The organism is Dietzia psychralcaliphila (assembly GCF_003096095.1).
GTDB classification, from domain to species: Bacteria; Actinomycetota; Actinomycetes; order Mycobacteriales; family Mycobacteriaceae; genus Dietzia; species Dietzia psychralcaliphila.
Genome location: NZ_CP015453.1, coordinates 3,170,929 through 3,188,134, shown reverse-complemented (window position 1 = coordinate 3,188,134; position 17,206 = coordinate 3,170,929). Strand labels below are relative to the sequence as shown.

At 70.3% G+C, this 17,206-nt stretch carries 15 protein-coding genes and 1 pseudogene; 10 read left to right on the top strand and 6 right to left on the bottom strand.

Annotation, left to right across the window (positions count from 1 at the left end; all coding sequences use genetic code 11):
* Nucleotides 1-102 precede the first annotated feature (102 nt).
* Entirely contained in the window at nucleotides 103-2,559 is a 2,457-nt protein-coding gene (locus tag A6048_RS14745) for an AAA family ATPase (protein ID WP_107745562.1), read from the bottom strand.
* 111 nt (nucleotides 2,560-2,670) lie between these two features.
* The gene (locus A6048_RS14740) at nucleotides 2,671-4,143 is read right to left on the bottom strand and encodes a dipeptidase (protein WP_107745564.1); all 1,473 of its coding nucleotides are present in this window, start codon (nucleotides 4,141-4,143) and stop codon (nucleotides 2,671-2,673) included.
* An 81-nt stretch (nucleotides 4,144-4,224) separates the two neighbouring features.
* Here A6048_RS14740 and A6048_RS14735 point away from each other — a divergent pair, with 81 nt between their 5' ends.
* Nucleotides 4,225-5,028, top strand: a complete 804-nt coding sequence (locus A6048_RS14735) for a hypothetical protein (protein WP_235027590.1) — start codon at nucleotides 4,225-4,227, stop codon at nucleotides 5,026-5,028.
* Nucleotides 5,029-5,094: 66 nt separating this feature from the next.
* On the opposite strand, the gene A6048_RS14730 is transcribed toward A6048_RS14735, so the two are convergent.
* Complete coding sequence (locus A6048_RS14730; protein WP_107745566.1) at nucleotides 5,095-5,853, bottom strand: DUF8017 domain-containing protein; 759 nt, start codon at nucleotides 5,851-5,853, stop codon at nucleotides 5,095-5,097.
* A gap of 5 nt (nucleotides 5,854-5,858) precedes the next feature.
* The gene (locus A6048_RS14725; protein ID WP_107745568.1) at nucleotides 5,859-6,335 is read right to left on the bottom strand and encodes an SRPBCC family protein; all 477 of its coding nucleotides are present in this window, start codon (nucleotides 6,333-6,335) and stop codon (nucleotides 5,859-5,861) included.
* Between the two features lie 284 nt (nucleotides 6,336-6,619).
* Here A6048_RS14725 and groL point away from each other — a divergent pair, with 284 nt between their 5' ends.
* From groL to A6048_RS14710, 7 genes are all read left to right on the top strand, one after another.
* Entirely contained in the window at nucleotides 6,620-8,242 is a 1,623-nt protein-coding gene (gene groL, locus A6048_RS14720) for a chaperonin GroEL (RefSeq protein WP_107745570.1), read from the top strand.
* Between the two features lie 289 nt (nucleotides 8,243-8,531).
* Entirely contained in the window at nucleotides 8,532-8,675 is a 144-nt protein-coding gene (locus A6048_RS18455) for a hypothetical protein (RefSeq protein WP_162845644.1), read from the top strand.
* A 48-nt stretch (nucleotides 8,676-8,723) separates the two neighbouring features.
* Complete coding sequence (locus A6048_RS18450) at nucleotides 8,724-8,879, top strand: hypothetical protein (RefSeq protein ID WP_162845645.1); 156 nt, start codon at nucleotides 8,724-8,726, stop codon at nucleotides 8,877-8,879.
* A 391-nt stretch (nucleotides 8,880-9,270) separates the two neighbouring features.
* A complete protein-coding gene (locus tag A6048_RS18445) occupies nucleotides 9,271-9,426 on the top strand; it encodes a hypothetical protein (RefSeq protein WP_162845646.1) in 156 nt (51 codons plus the stop codon).
* Between the two features lie 117 nt (nucleotides 9,427-9,543).
* Nucleotides 9,544-9,705: a hypothetical protein gene (locus A6048_RS18440; RefSeq protein ID WP_162845647.1), complete on the top strand. Its 162-nt coding sequence runs from the start codon at nucleotides 9,544-9,546 to the stop codon at nucleotides 9,703-9,705.
* 367 nt (nucleotides 9,706-10,072) lie between these two features.
* A complete protein-coding gene (locus tag A6048_RS14715; RefSeq protein ID WP_107745572.1) occupies nucleotides 10,073-11,182 on the top strand; it encodes an alpha/beta hydrolase in 1,110 nt (369 codons plus the stop codon).
* 173 nt (nucleotides 11,183-11,355) lie between these two features.
* On the top strand, nucleotides 11,356-12,255 hold the full coding sequence (locus tag A6048_RS14710; protein ID WP_107745574.1) for an alpha/beta fold hydrolase: 900 nt from the start codon (nucleotides 11,356-11,358) through the stop codon (nucleotides 12,253-12,255).
* On the opposite strand, the pseudogene A6048_RS14705 reads toward A6048_RS14710, so the two are convergent.
* Nucleotides 12,215-14,386 (bottom strand): annotated as a pseudogene (locus A6048_RS14705) (prolyl oligopeptidase family serine peptidase); the annotation flags it as partial. The gene A6048_RS14710 and the pseudogene A6048_RS14705 sit on opposite strands and share 41 nt — an antisense overlap.
* Nucleotides 14,387-14,541: 155 nt before the next feature.
* On the opposite strand from A6048_RS14705, the gene A6048_RS18435 reads away from it, so the two are divergent.
* Complete coding sequence (locus A6048_RS18435) at nucleotides 14,542-14,694, top strand: hypothetical protein (protein WP_162845648.1); 153 nt, start codon at nucleotides 14,542-14,544, stop codon at nucleotides 14,692-14,694.
* Nucleotides 14,695-14,817: 123 nt separating this feature from the next.
* On the top strand, nucleotides 14,818-16,212 hold the full coding sequence (gene lpdA, locus A6048_RS14700; RefSeq protein ID WP_107745578.1) for a dihydrolipoyl dehydrogenase: 1,395 nt from the start codon (nucleotides 14,818-14,820) through the stop codon (nucleotides 16,210-16,212).
* A 138-nt stretch (nucleotides 16,213-16,350) separates the two neighbouring features.
* Here the strand turns inward: lpdA and A6048_RS14695 are convergent, their stop codons facing one another.
* Nucleotides 16,351-17,133 carry a hypothetical protein gene (locus tag A6048_RS14695; protein WP_107745580.1) on the bottom strand — a complete coding sequence of 261 codons (783 nt, stop codon included), beginning with the start codon at nucleotides 17,131-17,133 and terminating at the stop codon, nucleotides 16,351-16,353.
* Nucleotides 17,134-17,206: the final 73 nt, after the last annotated feature.

Here is a 17,206-nt window from a genome sequence, read left to right as displayed (position 1 = left end):
ACTTACCACGGCAACCCGACGTGACCGGACTCCCGGCCCGTCGCTCCGCACGCCAGTCGCTCAGCGCGCATAGATCCTTCCGCCCCGAGTGCCCCCCTGCGTCTAGTTCTCGCGTCGCTCGGCGTACAGCCGCAGGCTCTCGACCTGGCCGGGGTCGAGCGAGGGCGGGACCACCCGTCGGGCGCGGGCCACATCGTCCGCGGTGACCTCGGCGGCGTCGATGTCGCGACGCATGGCGGTGAGGGCCGACTCCCGAAGCAGTGCGGCGCAGTCCGCTGCGGAGTACCCGTCCAGGTCCCCGGCGAGGTCGACCAGGTCGACGCCCTCCGCGAGCGGGACGTTCCGACCGGCGGCGCGCAGGATGTCCGCCCGCGCCGCGGCGTCCGGCGGCGGGACGAAGACCAGCTTCTCGAGCCGCCCCGGCCGCAGCAGCGCCGGGTCGATGAGCTCGGGGCGGTTGGTCGCGCCGAGGATCACCACGTCGCCCAGTGGTTCGGCGCCGTCGAGCTCGGTGAGCAGCGCCGCCACCACGCGGTCGCCGACCCCGGAGTCCCCGGACTGGCCGCGACGTGGGGCGAGGGCGTCGATCTCGTCGAGGAACACCAGCGACGGTGCCGAGTCCCGCGCCTTGCGGAACAGGTCCCGCACCGCCTTCTCGGACGAGCCGACCCACTTGTCCATGAGCTCGGCGCCCTTGACCATGTGGACCGTCAGCCGTCCGCTCGCCGCCAGCGCCCGGACCACGAAGGTCTTCCCGCAGCCGGGTGGGCCGTAGAGCAGGACCCCGCGCGGGGGCTGCACCCCCAGGCGCTCGAACGACTCGCGGTGCTGGAGCGGCCACAACACCGTCTCGGTGAGGGCCTGGCGCACCTCCTCCATGTCGCCGACGTCGTCGAGGGTGATCGATCCCAGGCTCAGCTCCTCGGTTCCCGAGCGTGACAGTGGCCGGATCACGGCGATCGCGCCCATGAGGTCGTCCTGCTCCAGGCGGACCGTGACGGCTTCGGGCCCGCTATCGGCGCGACCGTGGCTCTCGCCGCCACCTTCCTCGCCGCTGCCGCTGCCGCTGCCGCTGCCCTCGCGGCCCTCGCCGACTCCGACCCCGCCCCCGCCGCTGCCCGCTCCGTTGCCGTTGCTGTTGCCGGCGGCGCGGCCGGCAGCGCGCAGCGCGGCCTCGCGGGTCAGCGCCCGTAGGTCTCCCGCCACGTATCCGGGTGTCCGGTCGGCGACGGCGGACAGGTCCAGCTCCCCGGTGGGCACGTCCCGCAGGAGCACCTCGAGCAGGGCGGCACGGTCGGCCGAGCCGGGCAGGGGCAGGTCCAGGACGCGGTCGCAGACGTCGGGATCCCGCAACCGGGCGTCGGCGTCCTCGGGGCGCACACACGTGGCCACCAGCACCGAACCCGGATTCGCGACGACGGAACGCAACCGGTCCAGCACCAGCGTGGACACAGGCTCGGTCTGCGCGGGCAGTAGGGCGTCCACGTCGGTGACGAGCAGGATCCCGCCGTTCACGCGGGCGCGCTCGGCGGCGGCCCGGACGGCCTCGAGTCGGCCCGCCGGGTCCAGAGACCCCACGGACGGTCCGTCGAGCACCTCGAGTCGTCGGTCACCGGCGACCGACCGCACCAGCGTGGCCTTGCCGACCCCGGGCGGACCCGCCACCAGCACACCGAGGTGCGGGGAGGCGCCCAGGGTGCGAAGGAGCTCGGCCCGGTCCAGAGCCAGGGAGAGCCACTGCTCCAACACCTCGGCCTGGTCGACAACGCCCACCAGGTCGTCGCGGCTGACCGCGGTGATCGCCGCGCCCGCAGAGGACTGCTCCCCGCCGCCTGAGGTGGCACCGACGCCGGTGCCCATGCCGGCGTTGTAGCCCGCGCCGACACCCGTGCCCGTGCCCGCGCCGACACCCGTGCCCGCGCCGGCGCCGGAGCCCGCGGCGGCTCTCGCGGCGGGGGCGGCGGGACCCGTCGTCGTCGCCCCCGAACCGGGGAGCGAGGCGCCCGTGGCGACCACCGCGGTGGTGGGCTGGACCGAGACGACCCCGTCGGGCACGGTCGCGGTGACGGTGAGCAGTTCGGTGCTCCACTGCACGCCCATGGTGTTGCGCAGGGTGCGGGAGGTGTCGGCGGTGGGGAAGTCGGGGCCCAGGTCGCGGGGCAGCAGCGTGACCGAGTCACCCACGCGCACCACCTTGCCCAGCAGCGCCGAGCGCAGCACCCGCTCGGCCACGCCCCGGCCGGCGGGGGGAAGACCCTGGACCTCCACGGACTGGGCACCCGTGACCCGGGCGGCCCGGACGGTCACCCGCGCGTCCTCGCCCAGGCCGCAGTTGGCGGCGATGACCTCGTCCACCACCAGGATTCCGCTGGGGGCCCGGGATCCGGTCTTGGCGACCACGGCCGCGGTGGTGCGGGCGCCCACGATCTCGATCGCATCCCACTCGCGCATCCCCAGCGCCAGGATCACCTCGGGGTGCGCGCGAACGATCCCTCGGCGGGAGTCGGCGGCGGACGCCGAGAGACGGAGGGTCAGATCCAGATCCGGGCGGTGGTTCACGCGTGCGAGCGTATCGCCGATCCCGCTCCGGCAGCGCCGCGCACCGCATTCCGCCGCCCCGGGTCAGTGCGGACGCAGCACTCCGGGTCAGTGCGGGCGCAGCGCCCCGGGTCAGCGGAAGCGCTGCAGGAACGCCGCCTCGGCCAGCGCGATGCGCTCGATCTCCCGCGGGTCCACGCTCTCGTCGGGGGAGTGGATCGCGGCGGCCGGATCCTCCACGCCGAACAGTGCGATGCTGGCCCGCGGATGGGCCTCGCGCAGTGCCGTGCACAGCGGGATGGACCCGCCGGAGCCGACCTGCGCCACCTCCGCGGCGCCGTACGCCTGCGCCAGGCACTCCGAGAGAAGGTCGTGCACCGGGTCCGAGCCGCCTGCGGGAATCGAACTGAACGGATACCCGACCGTCTCCTTCTCCACCGTCACGCGCGCGTTCCATGGTCGGCGCCGCTCGATGTGCGCCGCGAGGAGCTCCTGCGCTTCGAGTGGGTCCATCCCGGGCGGCACGCGGAGGTTGACCAGGGCGCGGGCCCGGGGCTGGACGGCGGCGATCGCCCCCTCGACCGGCGGGCAGTCGATTCCCAGCACGGTGACCGCCGGGCGCGACCACACGAGGTCGGCGACCGGGGCCGCCGTGGACGGATCCACCCCGTCGAGGATCCCGGCGTCGGCGCGGAAGGTCTCCTCGGGATACGGCTGTCCGGCCCATTCGCCGGTGAAATCCAGGCCGTCGACGGTCGTGGCGCCGGTCCCGGGGTCCCGGAGCGAGGCCAGGATCGAGACGAGTGCGCCCAGTGCGTCGGGCGCCGCGCCGCCGAACTGGCCCGAGTGGACCCCGGCCTCGAGGGTGTCCACCACGACGACGAGGTTCGCGATCCCCCGGAGACTCGTCGTGAGCGTGGGGACGCCCACCGAGACGTTCCCGGAGTCCGCGATGAGGATCGCGTCGGCGGCCACCAGGTCGGGCCGAGACGACACGAGATCGTCCAGGCCCCCACCGCCGGTCTCCTCCGAGCCCTCCACCACGATCCTGATCCCCAGACCGTTCAGCGGGTCCGCGGGGCCGGGGGTCGCCTCGTCGTCGTCACCCGCACGGTGACCGGTCGCACCCGGCCCGGGCTCGCCCGGGGCGGCCAGGGCGCGCAGGGCGGTGAGGTGGGCGACCAGGTTGCCCTTGCAGTCGGCGGCCCCGCGGCCGTACCACCGGCCGTCGCGCTCGGTCAGTTCCCACGGCGACGTGGTCCACTCGCCGGGATCGCCGGAGGGCTGCACGTCGTAGTGGCTGTACAGCAGCACGGTGGGGCGGCCGGGGGCGGCGGGCCGATGGGCGAACACCGCCAGTGAACCGTCGGAGGTCTCGACCACCTCGACCGCGTCCGGGCCGAGTCCGGGGACCGGCAGTTCGCTCAACAGGGTGCGCACCAGTTCACAGGCCCGCGCGCACGCCTCGGGTTCGGCGCCGTGGACGGAGGGCAGGGACACCAGGTCGGCGAGGTCGGAGCGCGCGCGGTCGAGCTGCGCGGCCACCGCCTCGGCGAGAGGGGCCAGAACCGGATGCGGGGCGGAGAACGGGGATGGGTCGGACATGGGGTCAGCCTAGATCCGCGGTGCGACACTCCCTGAGAACATGAACGGCAGATGAACCGGGGATGAAGTAGAGTAGTCGGCATGAGCTATGTGATTGTCGTCACCCCGGCCGATCCGGATCTCCGCGGCGCGGCCCACCTCGACGATCTCCCCGAGCGCGTCCGGACCGACCTCGAGGAACTCCGCGACCAGGTCAGTGCGCGTTTCCCCGAGGCGGACGCGGTGGGCGAGACCGGGGCTCTCACCCGGCGCCCGGAAATCGAGGGCGTTGGTGTGGTGATCCACCCCGGGGTGATCACCCGCCCCCTCGTGGTCAACGCCGTCATGCGATTCGCGGCACCCCACCAACTACTGGTGACCACGCCGGAACTCGGCCTGGTGGCCGACCCGCGGGTCCGGATCGACGTCGACGTCCACCGCCGACCGACCACCGCGGGCGCGTGCATCACCGACCACGCGGTCCGCGGTCGCCCGCACGGGACGCTGCCGTGGGTGACCCACGAACTGCTGCATCAGCTGGTGAGCGCGCTCGAGGTGGACGGGGACCGGTTGGAGCTGGAGGTCGACGAGGACCGTTGGTTCCGGTACGAGCTGGCCGGGGCGTCCCTCCTGATCCAGGTCGCCGACGGCCCCGGGGTCCCGCCGGTGGATCGGACTCTGCCGACCGGGTGTGCCGGAGACGTGGCCGCCGCCGGCTGGGCATGGGCTCGGGGTGACCGGGACTGGATCGGTGCGCTCGATGACGGTGTACTCGGTAACGGTGCAGCGGGCGGTCCCCACAGTGACGCGACGGAGATCAGTGACGCGACGGAGATCAGCGACGTCGCGGTGGGTGAGGATTCCGCGAGTGGCGCCCTGGTGACCGGTGGGGTCACCGCGGCCTGAGGACCGTCGGCCCAGGGTCGTCCGGACCTGAGTTCCTGCGCGTCCCGAGGCCGTGTGGCGGCGCGGTCAGACGGAGTTGTCGTAGCGCAGAGACGCCACAACCGCGTCGATCGTCGCCTCCGGCTGGACCCCAGGCTCGTCCTCGTCGGACATGAGCACGAACACGAGCGAGGCCGGGGACCCGTCCGACGCCCTCGTGGACACCGCGACCGTGTCGAACCGGATGGTCGGCGGGGTGCAGGAGTCGCGGGGTGGCCGCACCGCGCCGCGGAGCGAGACGTACCAGGCCGGAACGCCCGAGACGCCGATGCTCCGCGCCTCGGGAACGGGCACGTCAGCGCCGTTCCTGGTGAAGCGTCGGTCTATGGAGTCCGCCATGGCCCTGGAGGCGGACTCTGCCTGCTCCCGGGCGTCGCCCGGAAGCACCGTGCTGATGCCGGCCAGGGTGCGGAACGACAACCCGGCCGACGCGCAGTAACCGCGGTCGGCGATCGCGTTGGCCGTGGTGACGTAACCCGAGCCCCAGTCCGATCCCGCGTCCTGCGGGACCTCCGAACCGTCGGGGTCGGGCGAACCGAACGGATCCCCCAGTTCCCACTCCGGTGGGACTGAGTAGACCAGACCGGTCGGGCTGCGGACGTCCTGCCAGTCACCGGGCGGCGGCCCCGCGGCCAGGGTGGGGCCGGGTTCCTCGCGGTCGGGGGTGGCGGGACCGTCCGCGTCGTCGGCCCAGAGCGCGCAGCCGGTGAGCGCCACTGTGAGGGAGCCGGCGAGGACGGTCGTGAACCCGAACCGGGCCCTCGCGCCCACGCCCACCCCGGACATGTCGGTCAGCCCTGCTCGGCGAGTGCCTTGATCCGCTTCAGTGACGTTGACACGCCCTTGTCCATCTCCTTGGTGAACGAGGGCTGGCCGCCGAAGAGCTTGTCGGTGAGGAACTTGGAGATGAAGGTCAGTCCGCTGGGGACCTCGCGACGCTCGGTGAGGCGGGTGCCGCCGCCCGGGGTGGGTTCGAGCTCGAACACCCAGACCGTGGTGTTCTCGGTGATGCGGTTGGCGAACCGTCGACCGGGTTCGAACTCGACCACGCGGCTGGTGGTGGGCCAGAAGAGCGGACCGCGCTTGTTGATGTTGAGCGCCCTCGTCCCGGCGGTCGTGCGGCCCCCGAGAGCGACGACCTTGTGTGCCTGACTGCTCCACTGAGGGGCGTTGCGGACCTCGGAGATGACCTCCCAGACCCGGGCCGGAGGGGCGTCGATCTCGATCGAACTCTCAATGGCGCCGACGGGCGTGGACTCGGTGGGCATGACTGGCCTTCCAACGGGGACGGGCGTGATGGCGTCTCGATGGTAGGGGACCGGGCACGGCCGTGCGTGTCGTTCGCCCGTCGCGAACACCGGGGCGCACCCTTTGCACTCGTGGGGGGCGAGTGCTAGAAAAGCGGTTGGCACTCGGCTACCCTGAGTGCCAGTACGAACCTGAATTGAGGTCGCAAGGTGAGGCGCGGATCTGACACGGTCCGCACCGTCCGTCGCGGGCGCCGACGCCGACCACATACGTGTCACCCCACACCCGGAGGATGATTCACCCAATGGCAAAGATGATCGCGTTCGATGAAGAGGCCCGTCGCGGCTTGGAGAGCGGTCTCAACCAGCTCGCCGACGCCGTCAAGGTCACGCTCGGCCCCAAGGGTCGCAATGTCGTGCTGGAGAAGAAGTGGGGCGCCCCCACGATCACCAACGACGGGGTCTCCATCGCCAAGGAGATCGAGCTCGAGGACCCGTACGAGAAGATCGGTGCGGAGCTCGTCAAGGAGGTCGCCAAGAAGACCGACGACGTCGCGGGCGACGGCACCACCACGGCCACCGTTCTGGCCCAGGCGCTCGTGCGCGAGGGCCTGCGCAACGTGGCCGCCGGTGCCAACCCGATGGGCATCAAGCGCGGGATCGAGAAGGCCGTCGAGGCCGTCACCGCGCACCTGATCGCCTCCGCCAAGGAGATCGAGACCAAGGAGCAGATCGCCGCGACCGCCGGCATCTCCGCCGCCGACCCGGCTATCGGCGAGCTCATCGCCCAGGCCATGGACAAGGTCGGCAAGGAGGGTGTGATCACGGTCGAGGAGTCGCAGACCTTCGGCCTGGATCTCGAGCTCACCGAGGGTATGCGCTTCGACAAGGGCTACATCTCGCAGTACTTCATGACGGATCCGGAGCGCCAGGAGGCGGTCATGGAGGATCCGTACGTCCTGCTCGTCTCGGGCAAGGTCTCCACCGTCAAGGACCTCCTCCCGCTGCTGGAGAAGGTCATCGGCGAGGGCAAGTCCCTCCTGATCATCGCCGAGGACGTCGAGGGCGAGGCACTGTCCACGCTCGTCGTCAACAAGATCCGCGGCACCTTCAAGTCCGTCGCCGTCAAGGCTCCGGGCTTCGGTGACCGTCGCAAGGCCATGCTGCAGGACATCGCGATCCTCACCGGTGGCCAGGTCATCTCCGAGGAGGTCGGCCTCTCGCTCGAGACCGCTGACATCTCCATGCTGGGCAAGGCCCGCAAGGTCGTCGTGACCAAGGACGAGACCACCATCGTCGAGGGTGCGGGCGACCAGGGTCAGATCGAGGGTCGGGTCAACCAGATCCGCGCCGAGATCGAGAACTCCGACTCGGACTACGACCGCGAGAAGCTCCAGGAGCGTCTCGCGAAGCTCGCCGGCGGCGTCGCCGTGATCAAGGCGGGCGCGGCCACCGAGGTCGAGCTCAAGGAGCGCAAGCACCGCATCGAGGACGCCGTCCGCAACGCCAAGGCCGCGGTCGAGGAGGGCATCGTCGCCGGCGGCGGCGTCGCCCTCGTCAAGTCCGAGGTCGCCATCGATGCTCTGTCCCTCGAGGGCGAGGAGGCCACCGGCGCGAAGATCGTCAAGTTCGCGCTGAGCGCCCCGCTCAAGCAGATCGCCTTCAACGCCGGCCTGGAGCCGGGCGTCGTGGCGGAGAAGGTCCGGAACCTCCCGGGTGCCCAGGGCCTCAACGCCGCCACCGGCGAGTACGAGGACCTCCTGGAGGCCGGCATCAACGATCCGGTCAAGGTGACCCGCTCCGCGCTGCAGAACGCCGCCTCGATCGCGGCGCTCTTCCTCACCACGGAGGCCGTCGTGGCCGACAAGCCCGAGCCCGCCGGTCAGGCGATGCCGGGTGGCGACGAGATGGGTGGCATGGGCTTCTGATCTAGCCCACGCAGATCACCGGGCCGTGGCCCGCACCGGAGAACTCCGGTGCGGGCCACGGCCTATTTCCGTGTCTGTGGGTTCGGCTAGCGCGCGGCTAGCGCGCGGTTGGGGCGCGGTTGGGGCCGGTGGGCCCGTAACAGGAACGTAATCTGATTGGCCATGCGTAAATAGCCTGTGACCAGCGGTAAAGCTCCGGTTTCGGATCTTGTCATGGACGTGTGTCCTTCTTAGTGTTGCCCTCAGGCGCCTCGGAGGGCGCCGTGAGCAAACGAGAACGGAGAACACCATGCCCGACTTCGGTCAGCTGTCCGACCTCTTCGGAGGCATCACCGACATCCTCGGAGCCGTCGTCACATTCACCGGGTCGCTGGGGGGCGAGGGGGGCATGAACGACTTCTTCGAGGCTGTGTCGAGCATCAGCGCCGACTGACGCCAGCCCATCACCCGGATACCCACCCAGCAGACCTAGGAGCACACCATGTTCTTCCCCGAGTTCGGATCCCTCGCCGGCGTCAGCGGCGCCCTCGGCTATGTCAACGACTTCCTCGGCGCCTTCGGAGACCTGTTCTCCGGTCTGGCCTACTTCACCGGAGGCGATTTCGACGAAGCCTTCACCGGCGGCTTCATGATGTGACCCGAGCTAGCCGGGGGCGGCCATGCCCTCGGCGACCCGAGTGCGGCCCGCGCGATCTCCCTCGCGCGGGCCGCACCGCTGTGTTGTGGGCGCTTGTCTAGATGAATGTTTATCGACCTAGAGGTGACCAGGCGACATCGACGGACCCCGGACTTGGTGAGGGAAAGTTAATGCGCCTGATTAAGTCGATGACTCAATAGTATTTGCGCAGGCAGATCAAGGTGCTAGGGTTTCCTTGCATCCAGTGATCTGGGTCACGATGGATGCTCTGAGCGGGCTTCGCGTCCCCCGGTCGCCACCGAGACCGAGGTCACAATTGACTTCGGGTCCACTCAGATTACGCTGACCCTGGCCCCATGAGCCGGGGCACCACTTTCAAAGGGAGATACACATGCCTGACTTCAGCGCCATCAGCGCCGCGCTCACCGCGGTCAAGAACCTCATCGACGGAGCCGTCAGCTTCACGGGTTCGCTCACGGGTGAGGGCACCCTCGACGCGCTGGGCGCGCTCGGCAGCCTCGGCGGCGGCGACGTCGACGTTCTCTGATCGGCTTCCGGCCGTAGCGCTACGGCCAACGCCCCGGTTGCGGCGTAAAGCAGCCGACCCCCCGAAAAACAACTTCGGCCCGGATCTGTCCGGACCACACCTCTCTAGGAGTACAGCATGGGTATCGATCTCGGTTCTGTCGGCGAGCTGCTCGGCCCGAAGGGTCTCGTTGACCTCGCGGGCGGACTGCTCGGCGCCGTCAACAACGTCGTCAAGGGCATCGGCTACTTCGCCGGCGGTGACTTCCAGGAGGCCTTCGACGCCGGCTTCATGGCCTGAGTCGTACGGCTGCACGAGGAAGGGCTCCGGGCCACGCCCGGGGCCCTTTCTCGTACCCCGTCCGGCGTGGTGCCCGCACCCGCCCTGTGGAGTGTGTATCGGGATTTGTTCATATCGGTAACGGGCGGCCGGGTAGCGTCGATAATGTTGACGTGAGCCGCAAGGGCGGTTCCGCGGTTACCTGCGGGCCACCCGGGTATGGAATCCTCGGAGGGTGCCCGGCGGGCGCAAGACTCGGTCCTGCACGCATGCTTGAGTAAAAGCTGTGCTTAGTGGGACTTGTGTGACTACTGGGAATCGGGTTAGCTTTCAAGCGAGGGTCTGCCCGGGTCCGTCTGTGAACAACGAGAAGGTAAGGCGTCGGAATATGCGTTCAGTCAAGAGCGGCCGGTTGGGCACCAAGGTCGCTGCCGCGGCCATCGCCGCGGCCATGGTCCCCGTCGTTGCCACGGGCACGGCCCAGGCCCAGGGTGGCAGCATCCAGTACTCCAAGGCCACGGCCCAGAACAAGGTCGTCGAGACCCAGCTCCCCGACGGTCGACTGATCGTGTCGGTGTGGTCGGACAAGATGGCCATCGAGGTTCCCAACATCGTGCAGCGCCCGCGTGACGGCAACGCCGGCGCGCCGGTCCTCTACCTGGTCAACGGCGCCGGCGGCGGCGAGGACTCCGCCACCTGGCAGGCGCAGTCCGACGTCAAGGCCTTCATGGCCGACAAGGACGTATGGACCGTCACCCCGATCGGTGGTGCCTTCTCCTACTACACGGACTGGCAGCGTCACGATCCCAACGTCCAGACCCGCTACGCCCGCGAGACCGACCGCCCGATGGCGTTCGAGACCTACCTCGCCCAGGAGCTCCCGAACCTCTTCGAGGGCCGATACGGCGGCAACTACCAGAACCGCAAGCGCAGCCTCGCCGCGATCTCGATGACCGCCACGTCGGTCCTGACGATCGCCCAGAACCACCCGGGCCGCTTCCAGGCCATCGGGTCGTACTCCGGCTGTGCCGAGACGTCGACCCCGATCGGCTACCAGTTCATCAACATCGTCACCGGCATGCGTGGTGGCGCCAACCTCGACAACATGTGGGGCCCGTACCCGGGTCCGGGCTGGGTGGCCAACGACCCGGTCGCCCAGGCGCACAAGTTCGTCGCCCAGCGCGACAACGGCACCCTGCCGGCCATGTTCATCTCCACCGGCAACGGCCTGCCCGGCCCGCACGAGTCCCTGGAGAACTGGCGTCTGCGCAACAGCATCCCGGCACTCGCCAACCAGGCGATCGTCGGCGGAATCATCGAGGCGGCCACGCAGTACTGCACGGCCAACCTGGCCCGCCGATTCGGTGAGCTGCAGATCCCGGCCCAGTTCGACTTCGCGCCCAACGGCACGCACTCGTGGGGCTACTGGGAGGACGACCTCAAGCAGTCCTGGCCGATGATGGCCCAGGCGATGAACGCGCGTTACGGCCCGATCTGATCGGCTGACGCGAGGGCCCCTCTCCGGTCCCGGCTCCGACGGACCCCGTCCCACCACATGCGTGGGGCGGGGTCCGTCGTCGTCGGGCGGGCAGCGGCGTGGAGATGGGCGGCGGCGTGCGGAGGGGTCGGGTCGAGTGCGGATCGGGCAGGGGGCTGCGGCATCCTGTACACATGACCAAGACCGACGACCCCCACCGGATCGAACTCCGGCACGCGGACGGCAGCACGAGCCCACTGTTGATCGTGGAAGCCGATGCGCGGGACTCCGGCAGACCCGCCGTCCTGGTCCTGCCCGGCATCGCCGTCGGCGCCCGGTACTACCTCCCGCTGGCCCGGGCGCTCGCCGCCCGGGGGGTGGACGTGGCGATCACAGAGCTGCGGGGGCAGGGCGAGAGCACCCACCGCATCGGCCGCGGCGGGGGAGCGGCGGGATACCACGAGAGCGCCGCCGAGGACGTCCCGCTGGCGTTGGACGCGATCCAGCGCGAGCTCGGGGTGCGGCGCGTGGTGCTTCTGGGCCACAGCATGGGCGCCCAGATCGGGGTCTATCACCTGGCGCGGCACGATCCCCGCGTGGTGGGCCTGGTGGCGGTGGCGGCGCAGTCCCCGTTTCACCGCGGATATCCCCGGCGAGTGGGCCGGCGCCTGCGCCTGGGCGCGATCCTGCTCCCCGCCATCGGCTGGTTGGCGGGGCACGTGCCGGGACAGTTCTTCGGCGCGAGCGGCAGGATCCCGGCCGACCGCATCAGCGACTGGTCCCGCCTCGCGGCCACGGGCGCCATGCAGCCGGCGCGCGCCGACCTCGACTACCGGGCAGGCCTGGCCCGCGTGACGGTCCCGGCGCTGTCGGTGGTGATCGCCGAGGACCCGCTCGCCCCCGAGAGCGCGGCCCGCGGCCTGCTGGCGATGCTGCCCGCCGCCCGGACGAGCCTGGAGGTGGAGCCGGAGGCGCTCGGCCACAACACGTGGGCGCGCAAGCCCGCCGAGGTGGTGGCCCGGGTGCTGGCGTGGATGGACCGGGAGGTGGCGCTCAGTCCGTCACTGGACGACGACGAGGTAGCCGACGCCTGAAGAACTCGTAGGTGAGGACCGCCTTCCGGGCCTCCTGCGAGTTGTCGGCAGCGCCGGCGTGGCCGCCCTCGACGTTCTCGTAGTACGCCACCTCGTGCCCCGCGGCCTCGAGCGCGGCCGTCATCTTGCGGGCGTGCCCCGGGTGGACTCGGTCGTCCCGGGTCGAGGTGGTCATGAGGACCTGCGGGTAACGGACCTCCGAGGCGGGCCGGACGTGCTGGTACGGCGAGTACGCACCGAGGAAGTCGTCCCAGTCCGCGGAGTCCGGGTCGCCGTACTCGGCCATCCAGGACGCCCCGGCCAGCAACAGGTGGTAGCGGCGCATGTCGAGGAGCGGAACCGCGATCGCCAACGCCCCGAACAGCTCCGGGTACCGGGTGAGCATGACGCCCATGAGCAGGCCGCCGTTGGACCCGCCGGTCGCGCCGAGCTGATCGCGTGTGGTCACGCCCGTGTCGACGAGGTCCCGGGCGACAGCCGCGAAGTCCTCGAACGCGCGGGGGCGGTTCTCGCGGACGGCCGCCTTGTGCCAGGCGGGCCCGTATTCGCCGCCACCGCGGATCCCCGCCACCACGTAGACGCCCCCGCCGGTGAGCCACAGCTCCCCGCGCAACGCCGCGTACGAGGGCCGCATGGACACCTCGAACCCGCCGTAGCCGTAGAGGATGGTCGGCCTCGGCCCGTCGGGGCCGGGACCGCGCATCACGGTGTAGGGCACCAGCGTGCCGTCGTCACTGACCGCCGTGTGCCGGGTGACCTCGATACCGGTGGTGTCGAAGCGGTCGGGGGTGGACCCGAGCGTGGTGGTGGTGCCGTCCGCGCGCAGCAGCACCAGCGACGGCGGGACGATCGGACCGGAGACCGCCAGGACGGCGTCGTCGGGATGTGGGCGCTCGTCGTCGGCACCCTCCTCACCGTCACCCGTGTCGGTGCCGGACAGGCGGTCGCAGGACAGCACGTCCACCGAGACGTGGTCCGGAAGACCCTCGACGGGTCGGGGCTCCCACGACCCGTCCGCGGAGTCGGGGATCGTGAACGCCTCGAGCCGGGACTCGGTGTCGTCGAGGATCGTCAGCAGGATCCGGCCCCGGCCCCAGGTCACGTCCTCAACGGTGGTGGAGGGGGTGGGGGAGAACAGGACCACCGGCTCGGGCAGACGCGCGGGGTCGTCGTCGACCGCGGCCCACGGCAGGACCAGGATCGATCCGCCGGCGTGGGTACGGCCCGAGACCTCGAGATCGGTGCGCGGTCGCAGCAGCAGCCAGTCCCCGCAGGACCCCACCCGGCAGTCCTCGGGAACCGGCAGCAGGTGGGGTCGCGTGGTCGTGGGGTCGACGCCCGGAGCCCAGAACCACTCCTGGGAGGTGTGGAAGTCGGGGGCGCGGCTGGCCGTGTACCGGCCCGAGGTGAGGTCGTACGAGGCGCCCACGGCCACGTCCTCGGGTTCCCCGGCGAAGATCACCGGAGCCTGGAGCGGGTCGGTCCCGCGGCGCCACACCCGGGCCAACCGGGCGTACCCGGACTCGGTGGCGTCCGAACCGTCGGGGGCCAGCGGCGAGGACAGCAGCAGTGTGTCCCGGTCCACCCAGGACACCGAGCACTTGGCCTCGGTCAATCGGAACCCGCCCTCGGACGCCGGGACGAATCGTCGGGCGGCCAGATCGAACTCTCGGACCTCCACAGCGTCCGCACCCCCGCGGGACAGCCGGATGAGCGCCCGGTCGTCGGCGGGGCGCCGCACCACCGTTCCCGAATAGACCCAGTTCACTCCCTCCTCGGCGGCCAGGGCGTCCACGTCCACGAGCGTCTCCCAGGCGGGGTGGTCCACCCCTGGTGCACCGCCCGCGAGAACGGACCACGGAACCCGGCGCCACAGCCCGCGGGGATGATCGGCGTCCCGCCAGAGGGTGTAGGCGTATCGGCCCCGCAGGACGGGCCAGGCGATGCGGTCGGAGGCGTCGAGGATCTCGAGGGCGCGTTCGTAGGCGGACTCGGCGGCCGGCCCGGAGGCCAGGTCCGCCACGGTGCGGTCGCTGCGTTCGCGGACCCAGTCGAGGGCCCCGGCGGAGTCGACGTCCTCGAGGTGGAGGAAGGGGTCGGGCGTCGCGGATGCGGTCATGCCCCGATGATGCCGTGACCGGCGGGACGGGCGGCGCCCCGGTGTAAGAAATCCACAGACTCTTGTTACCGAGCCGTAGCGTAAGTACCATCAGCGGCATGCAGGGGTCGAATGACCCGGCCATTCCCGAGCTCGTCGGGAATGCACTAGATAAACGGAGACACACAATGGGTTCACTCAGCCTCGGTTCGCTCACGGATTCCCTCGGCGAGGCCACCGGTACCGGTAGCTCCACCGACAACATCACCGACCAGATCGCCGAGACCATCGGCGACCTGATCGCCACGGCCCTCAAGTCGGTCCTGGGCAACCTGTCCTGATCGCGCCCGACGCGAGTACCGTCGCCGCCCCTCCCCCCGGGAGGAGGCGGCGACGCTCATTTCGGGTGCAGTTCCGCACCGCTCCGCCGCTCAGCGGCCGTCGGGAGCGCTACCCTGTGTGTCGTGGCTGACACTCATTACGACCTCATCGTCCTCGGCGCGGGCCCCGGCGGCTACGTCGCCGCAATCCGCGCCTCGCAGCTCGGCCTCAAGGTGGCCGTGATCGAGGAGAAGTACTGGGGTGGGGTGTGCCTCAACGTGGGCTGCATCCCCTCGAAGGCGCTGCTTCGCAACGCCGAGCTCGCCAACACGGTGTTGCGTGACGCCAAGACGTTCGGGATCTCCGGTGACGTCTCCTTCGACTACGGGGTCGCCCACGACCGCAGCCGCAAGGTCTCGGACAACATCGTCAAGGGTGTCCACTTCCTCATGAAGAAGAACAAGATCACCGAGATCGACGGTTTCGGGAAGTTCACCGACGACAAGACGATCGACGTCGACGGCACCTCGTACACCTTCGACAACTGCATCATCGCGACCGGTTCGGTGGTCAAGACGCTGCCCGGGATCGAGTTGAGCGAGAACGTGGTGGACTACGAGGACCAGATCCTCTCCCGCGAGCTGCCGGACTCGGTCGTGATCGTCGGCGCCGGGGCCATCGGCATGGAGTTCGCGTACGTCATGTCCAACTACGGCGTCGAGGTCACGATCGTCGAGTTCATGGACCGCCTCCTGCCGAACGAGGACGAGGAGGTCTCCAAGGAGATCGCCAAGCACTACAAGAAGCTCGGGGTGAAGGTCCTGACCGGGCACAAGACCACCAAGGTCACCGACAACGGCGACTCGGTGGAGGTGGAGGTCGAGAAGAACGGTGAGGAGGGCAAGTCCCAGACCCTGACCGTGGACAAGGTGCTGATGGCCGTGGGGTTCGCGCCCCGCGTCGAGGGCTACGGCCTGGACAAGACCGGCGTCGAGCTCACCGACCGCGGCGCCATCGCCATCGACGACAACATGCGGACCAACGTCAAGGGCATCTACGCGCTCGGCGACGTCACCGCCAAGCTGCAGCTGGCCCATGTGGCCGAGGCGCAGGGCGTCGTGGCCGCCGAGACCATGGCCGGTGCCGAGACCCAGACGCTGGGCGACTACCGGATGATGCCGCGCGCCACCTTCTGCCAGCCGCAGGTGGCCTCGTTCGGGCTGACCGAGGCCCAGGCCCGCGACGAGGGTTACGACGTCAAGGTGGGCAAGTTCCCCTTCTCGGCCAACGGCAAGGCCCACGGGCTCGGCCACGCGGTCGGGTTCGTCAAGGTCGTGGCCGACGGGACACACGGCGAACTGCTCGGCGCGCACCTCATCGGTCCCGACGTCTCCGAGCTGCTGCCCGAGCTGACCCTGGCGCAGATGTGGGACCTCACCGCCGAGGACGTCGCACGCAACGTGCACACCCACCCGACCCTGTCGGAGGCCATGAAGGAAGCAGTCGAGGGCGTCAGCGGCCACATGATCAACCTCTAGGCCGCCGGCCCTGGCTGGGCCTGGCCTCGGTCAACGAGAAGAGCGTTCCGCGCACCGCCACTCGGGCGACGTGCGCGGAACGCTCTTTTCGATGGCTGGGGTCTACGCCTCGGGGGCGTCGACGACGCTCGGGGCGGTTTACTCGGCCACCACGATCTTGGCCATCTGCGCCTCGTAGATGGCGTCCAGGGCGCCGGCCGCGGAGGGCAGGACCGGATCGGCATCCGGATTGTTGCCCCGGGCCGCGTACTCCACGCTCACGGTGGTGTCGCGGGTGAAACCGTGGATCGCGACGGCGCGGCTCAGCGAGCGGGTGCCGTCCGGCCGGGTGGTGATGAAGTCGCTGGTGACCCGGAAACCCTCGGTGCCCTCGAGCGCCGGGGCGTCCGCCACGGTCATGACGAGCTCGACGTCGGGGTTCGTGGAGCTACGCGAGGTGGTGCAGGCCTCGTACAGCGAGCGGTCCATGAAGTCGTCGAGCTTCTGGCTCACGAGGCCGATCCCGAAGCGGTGCTCGGTCTCGTCCTCCTCCGACTGCTTGTACCGCACCGCTGCGGTCAGCCCGTCGGTGCTCGCGAAGTTGGACACCGTCTCCAGGCGGGAGACCCTGTCGCACGCCGGGTCCTCCATGAGCTGCTTGCCCTGGTCCGAGACCAGCTTGTCGACCGCCTCCTGGAGGAGATTCGGCTCGATCACCTGCACGACACCACCGCCGGGGGCCTCGCCCTCGGCCAGCACCAGCTGGTCGAGTGGAGCCTGGGGCGCGGACTCGTCGACGGTCGCCGTGGTCTGGGTGTCGCCCGAGGCGTCGCCGTTCCCGGAGTCGTCGGAGTCCGACGTGCAGGCCGTGAGTGCGGCCGCGGTGACCAGTGCGAGGCCGGCGATCGCGACACGGCGGGGATTGCGGGTGCGAAGTCGCATCTCTCTCCTTCTAGTCCAGAGTCACCGTCCATAGTGCCACCGGGCACCCGGCAACAGTGCATTCCGCCCCGCG

Bases quoted from the DNA above. Each gene is read 5' to 3' on its own strand.
- A6048_RS14740 (WP_107745564.1), bottom strand. From the start codon at position 4,143: ATGTCCGACCCATCCCCGTTCTCCGCCCCGCATCCGGTTCTGGCCCCT.
- A6048_RS14735 (WP_235027590.1), top strand. From the start codon at position 4,225: ATGAGCTATGTGATTGTCGTCACCCCGGCCGATCCGGATCTCCGCGGC.
- A6048_RS14730 (WP_107745566.1), bottom strand. From the start codon at position 5,853: ATGTCCGGGGTGGGCGTGGGCGCGAGGGCCCGGTTCGGGTTCACGACC.
- A6048_RS14725 (WP_107745568.1), bottom strand. From the start codon at position 6,335: ATGCCCACCGAGTCCACGCCCGTCGGCGCCATTGAGAGTTCGATCGAG.
- groL (WP_107745570.1), top strand. From the start codon at position 6,620: ATGGCAAAGATGATCGCGTTCGATGAAGAGGCCCGTCGCGGCTTGGAG.
- A6048_RS18455 (WP_162845644.1), top strand. From the start codon at position 8,532: ATGCCCGACTTCGGTCAGCTGTCCGACCTCTTCGGAGGCATCACCGAC.
- A6048_RS18450 (WP_162845645.1), top strand. From the start codon at position 8,724: ATGTTCTTCCCCGAGTTCGGATCCCTCGCCGGCGTCAGCGGCGCCCTC.
- A6048_RS18445 (WP_162845646.1), top strand. From the start codon at position 9,271: ATGCCTGACTTCAGCGCCATCAGCGCCGCGCTCACCGCGGTCAAGAAC.
- A6048_RS18440 (WP_162845647.1), top strand. From the start codon at position 9,544: ATGGGTATCGATCTCGGTTCTGTCGGCGAGCTGCTCGGCCCGAAGGGT.
- A6048_RS14715 (WP_107745572.1), top strand. From the start codon at position 10,073: ATGCGTTCAGTCAAGAGCGGCCGGTTGGGCACCAAGGTCGCTGCCGCG.
- A6048_RS14710 (WP_107745574.1), top strand. From the start codon at position 11,356: ATGACCAAGACCGACGACCCCCACCGGATCGAACTCCGGCACGCGGAC.
- A6048_RS18435 (WP_162845648.1), top strand. From the start codon at position 14,542: ATGGGTTCACTCAGCCTCGGTTCGCTCACGGATTCCCTCGGCGAGGCC.
- A6048_RS14695 (WP_107745580.1), bottom strand. From the start codon at position 17,133: ATGCGACTTCGCACCCGCAATCCCCGCCGTGTCGCGATCGCCGGCCTC.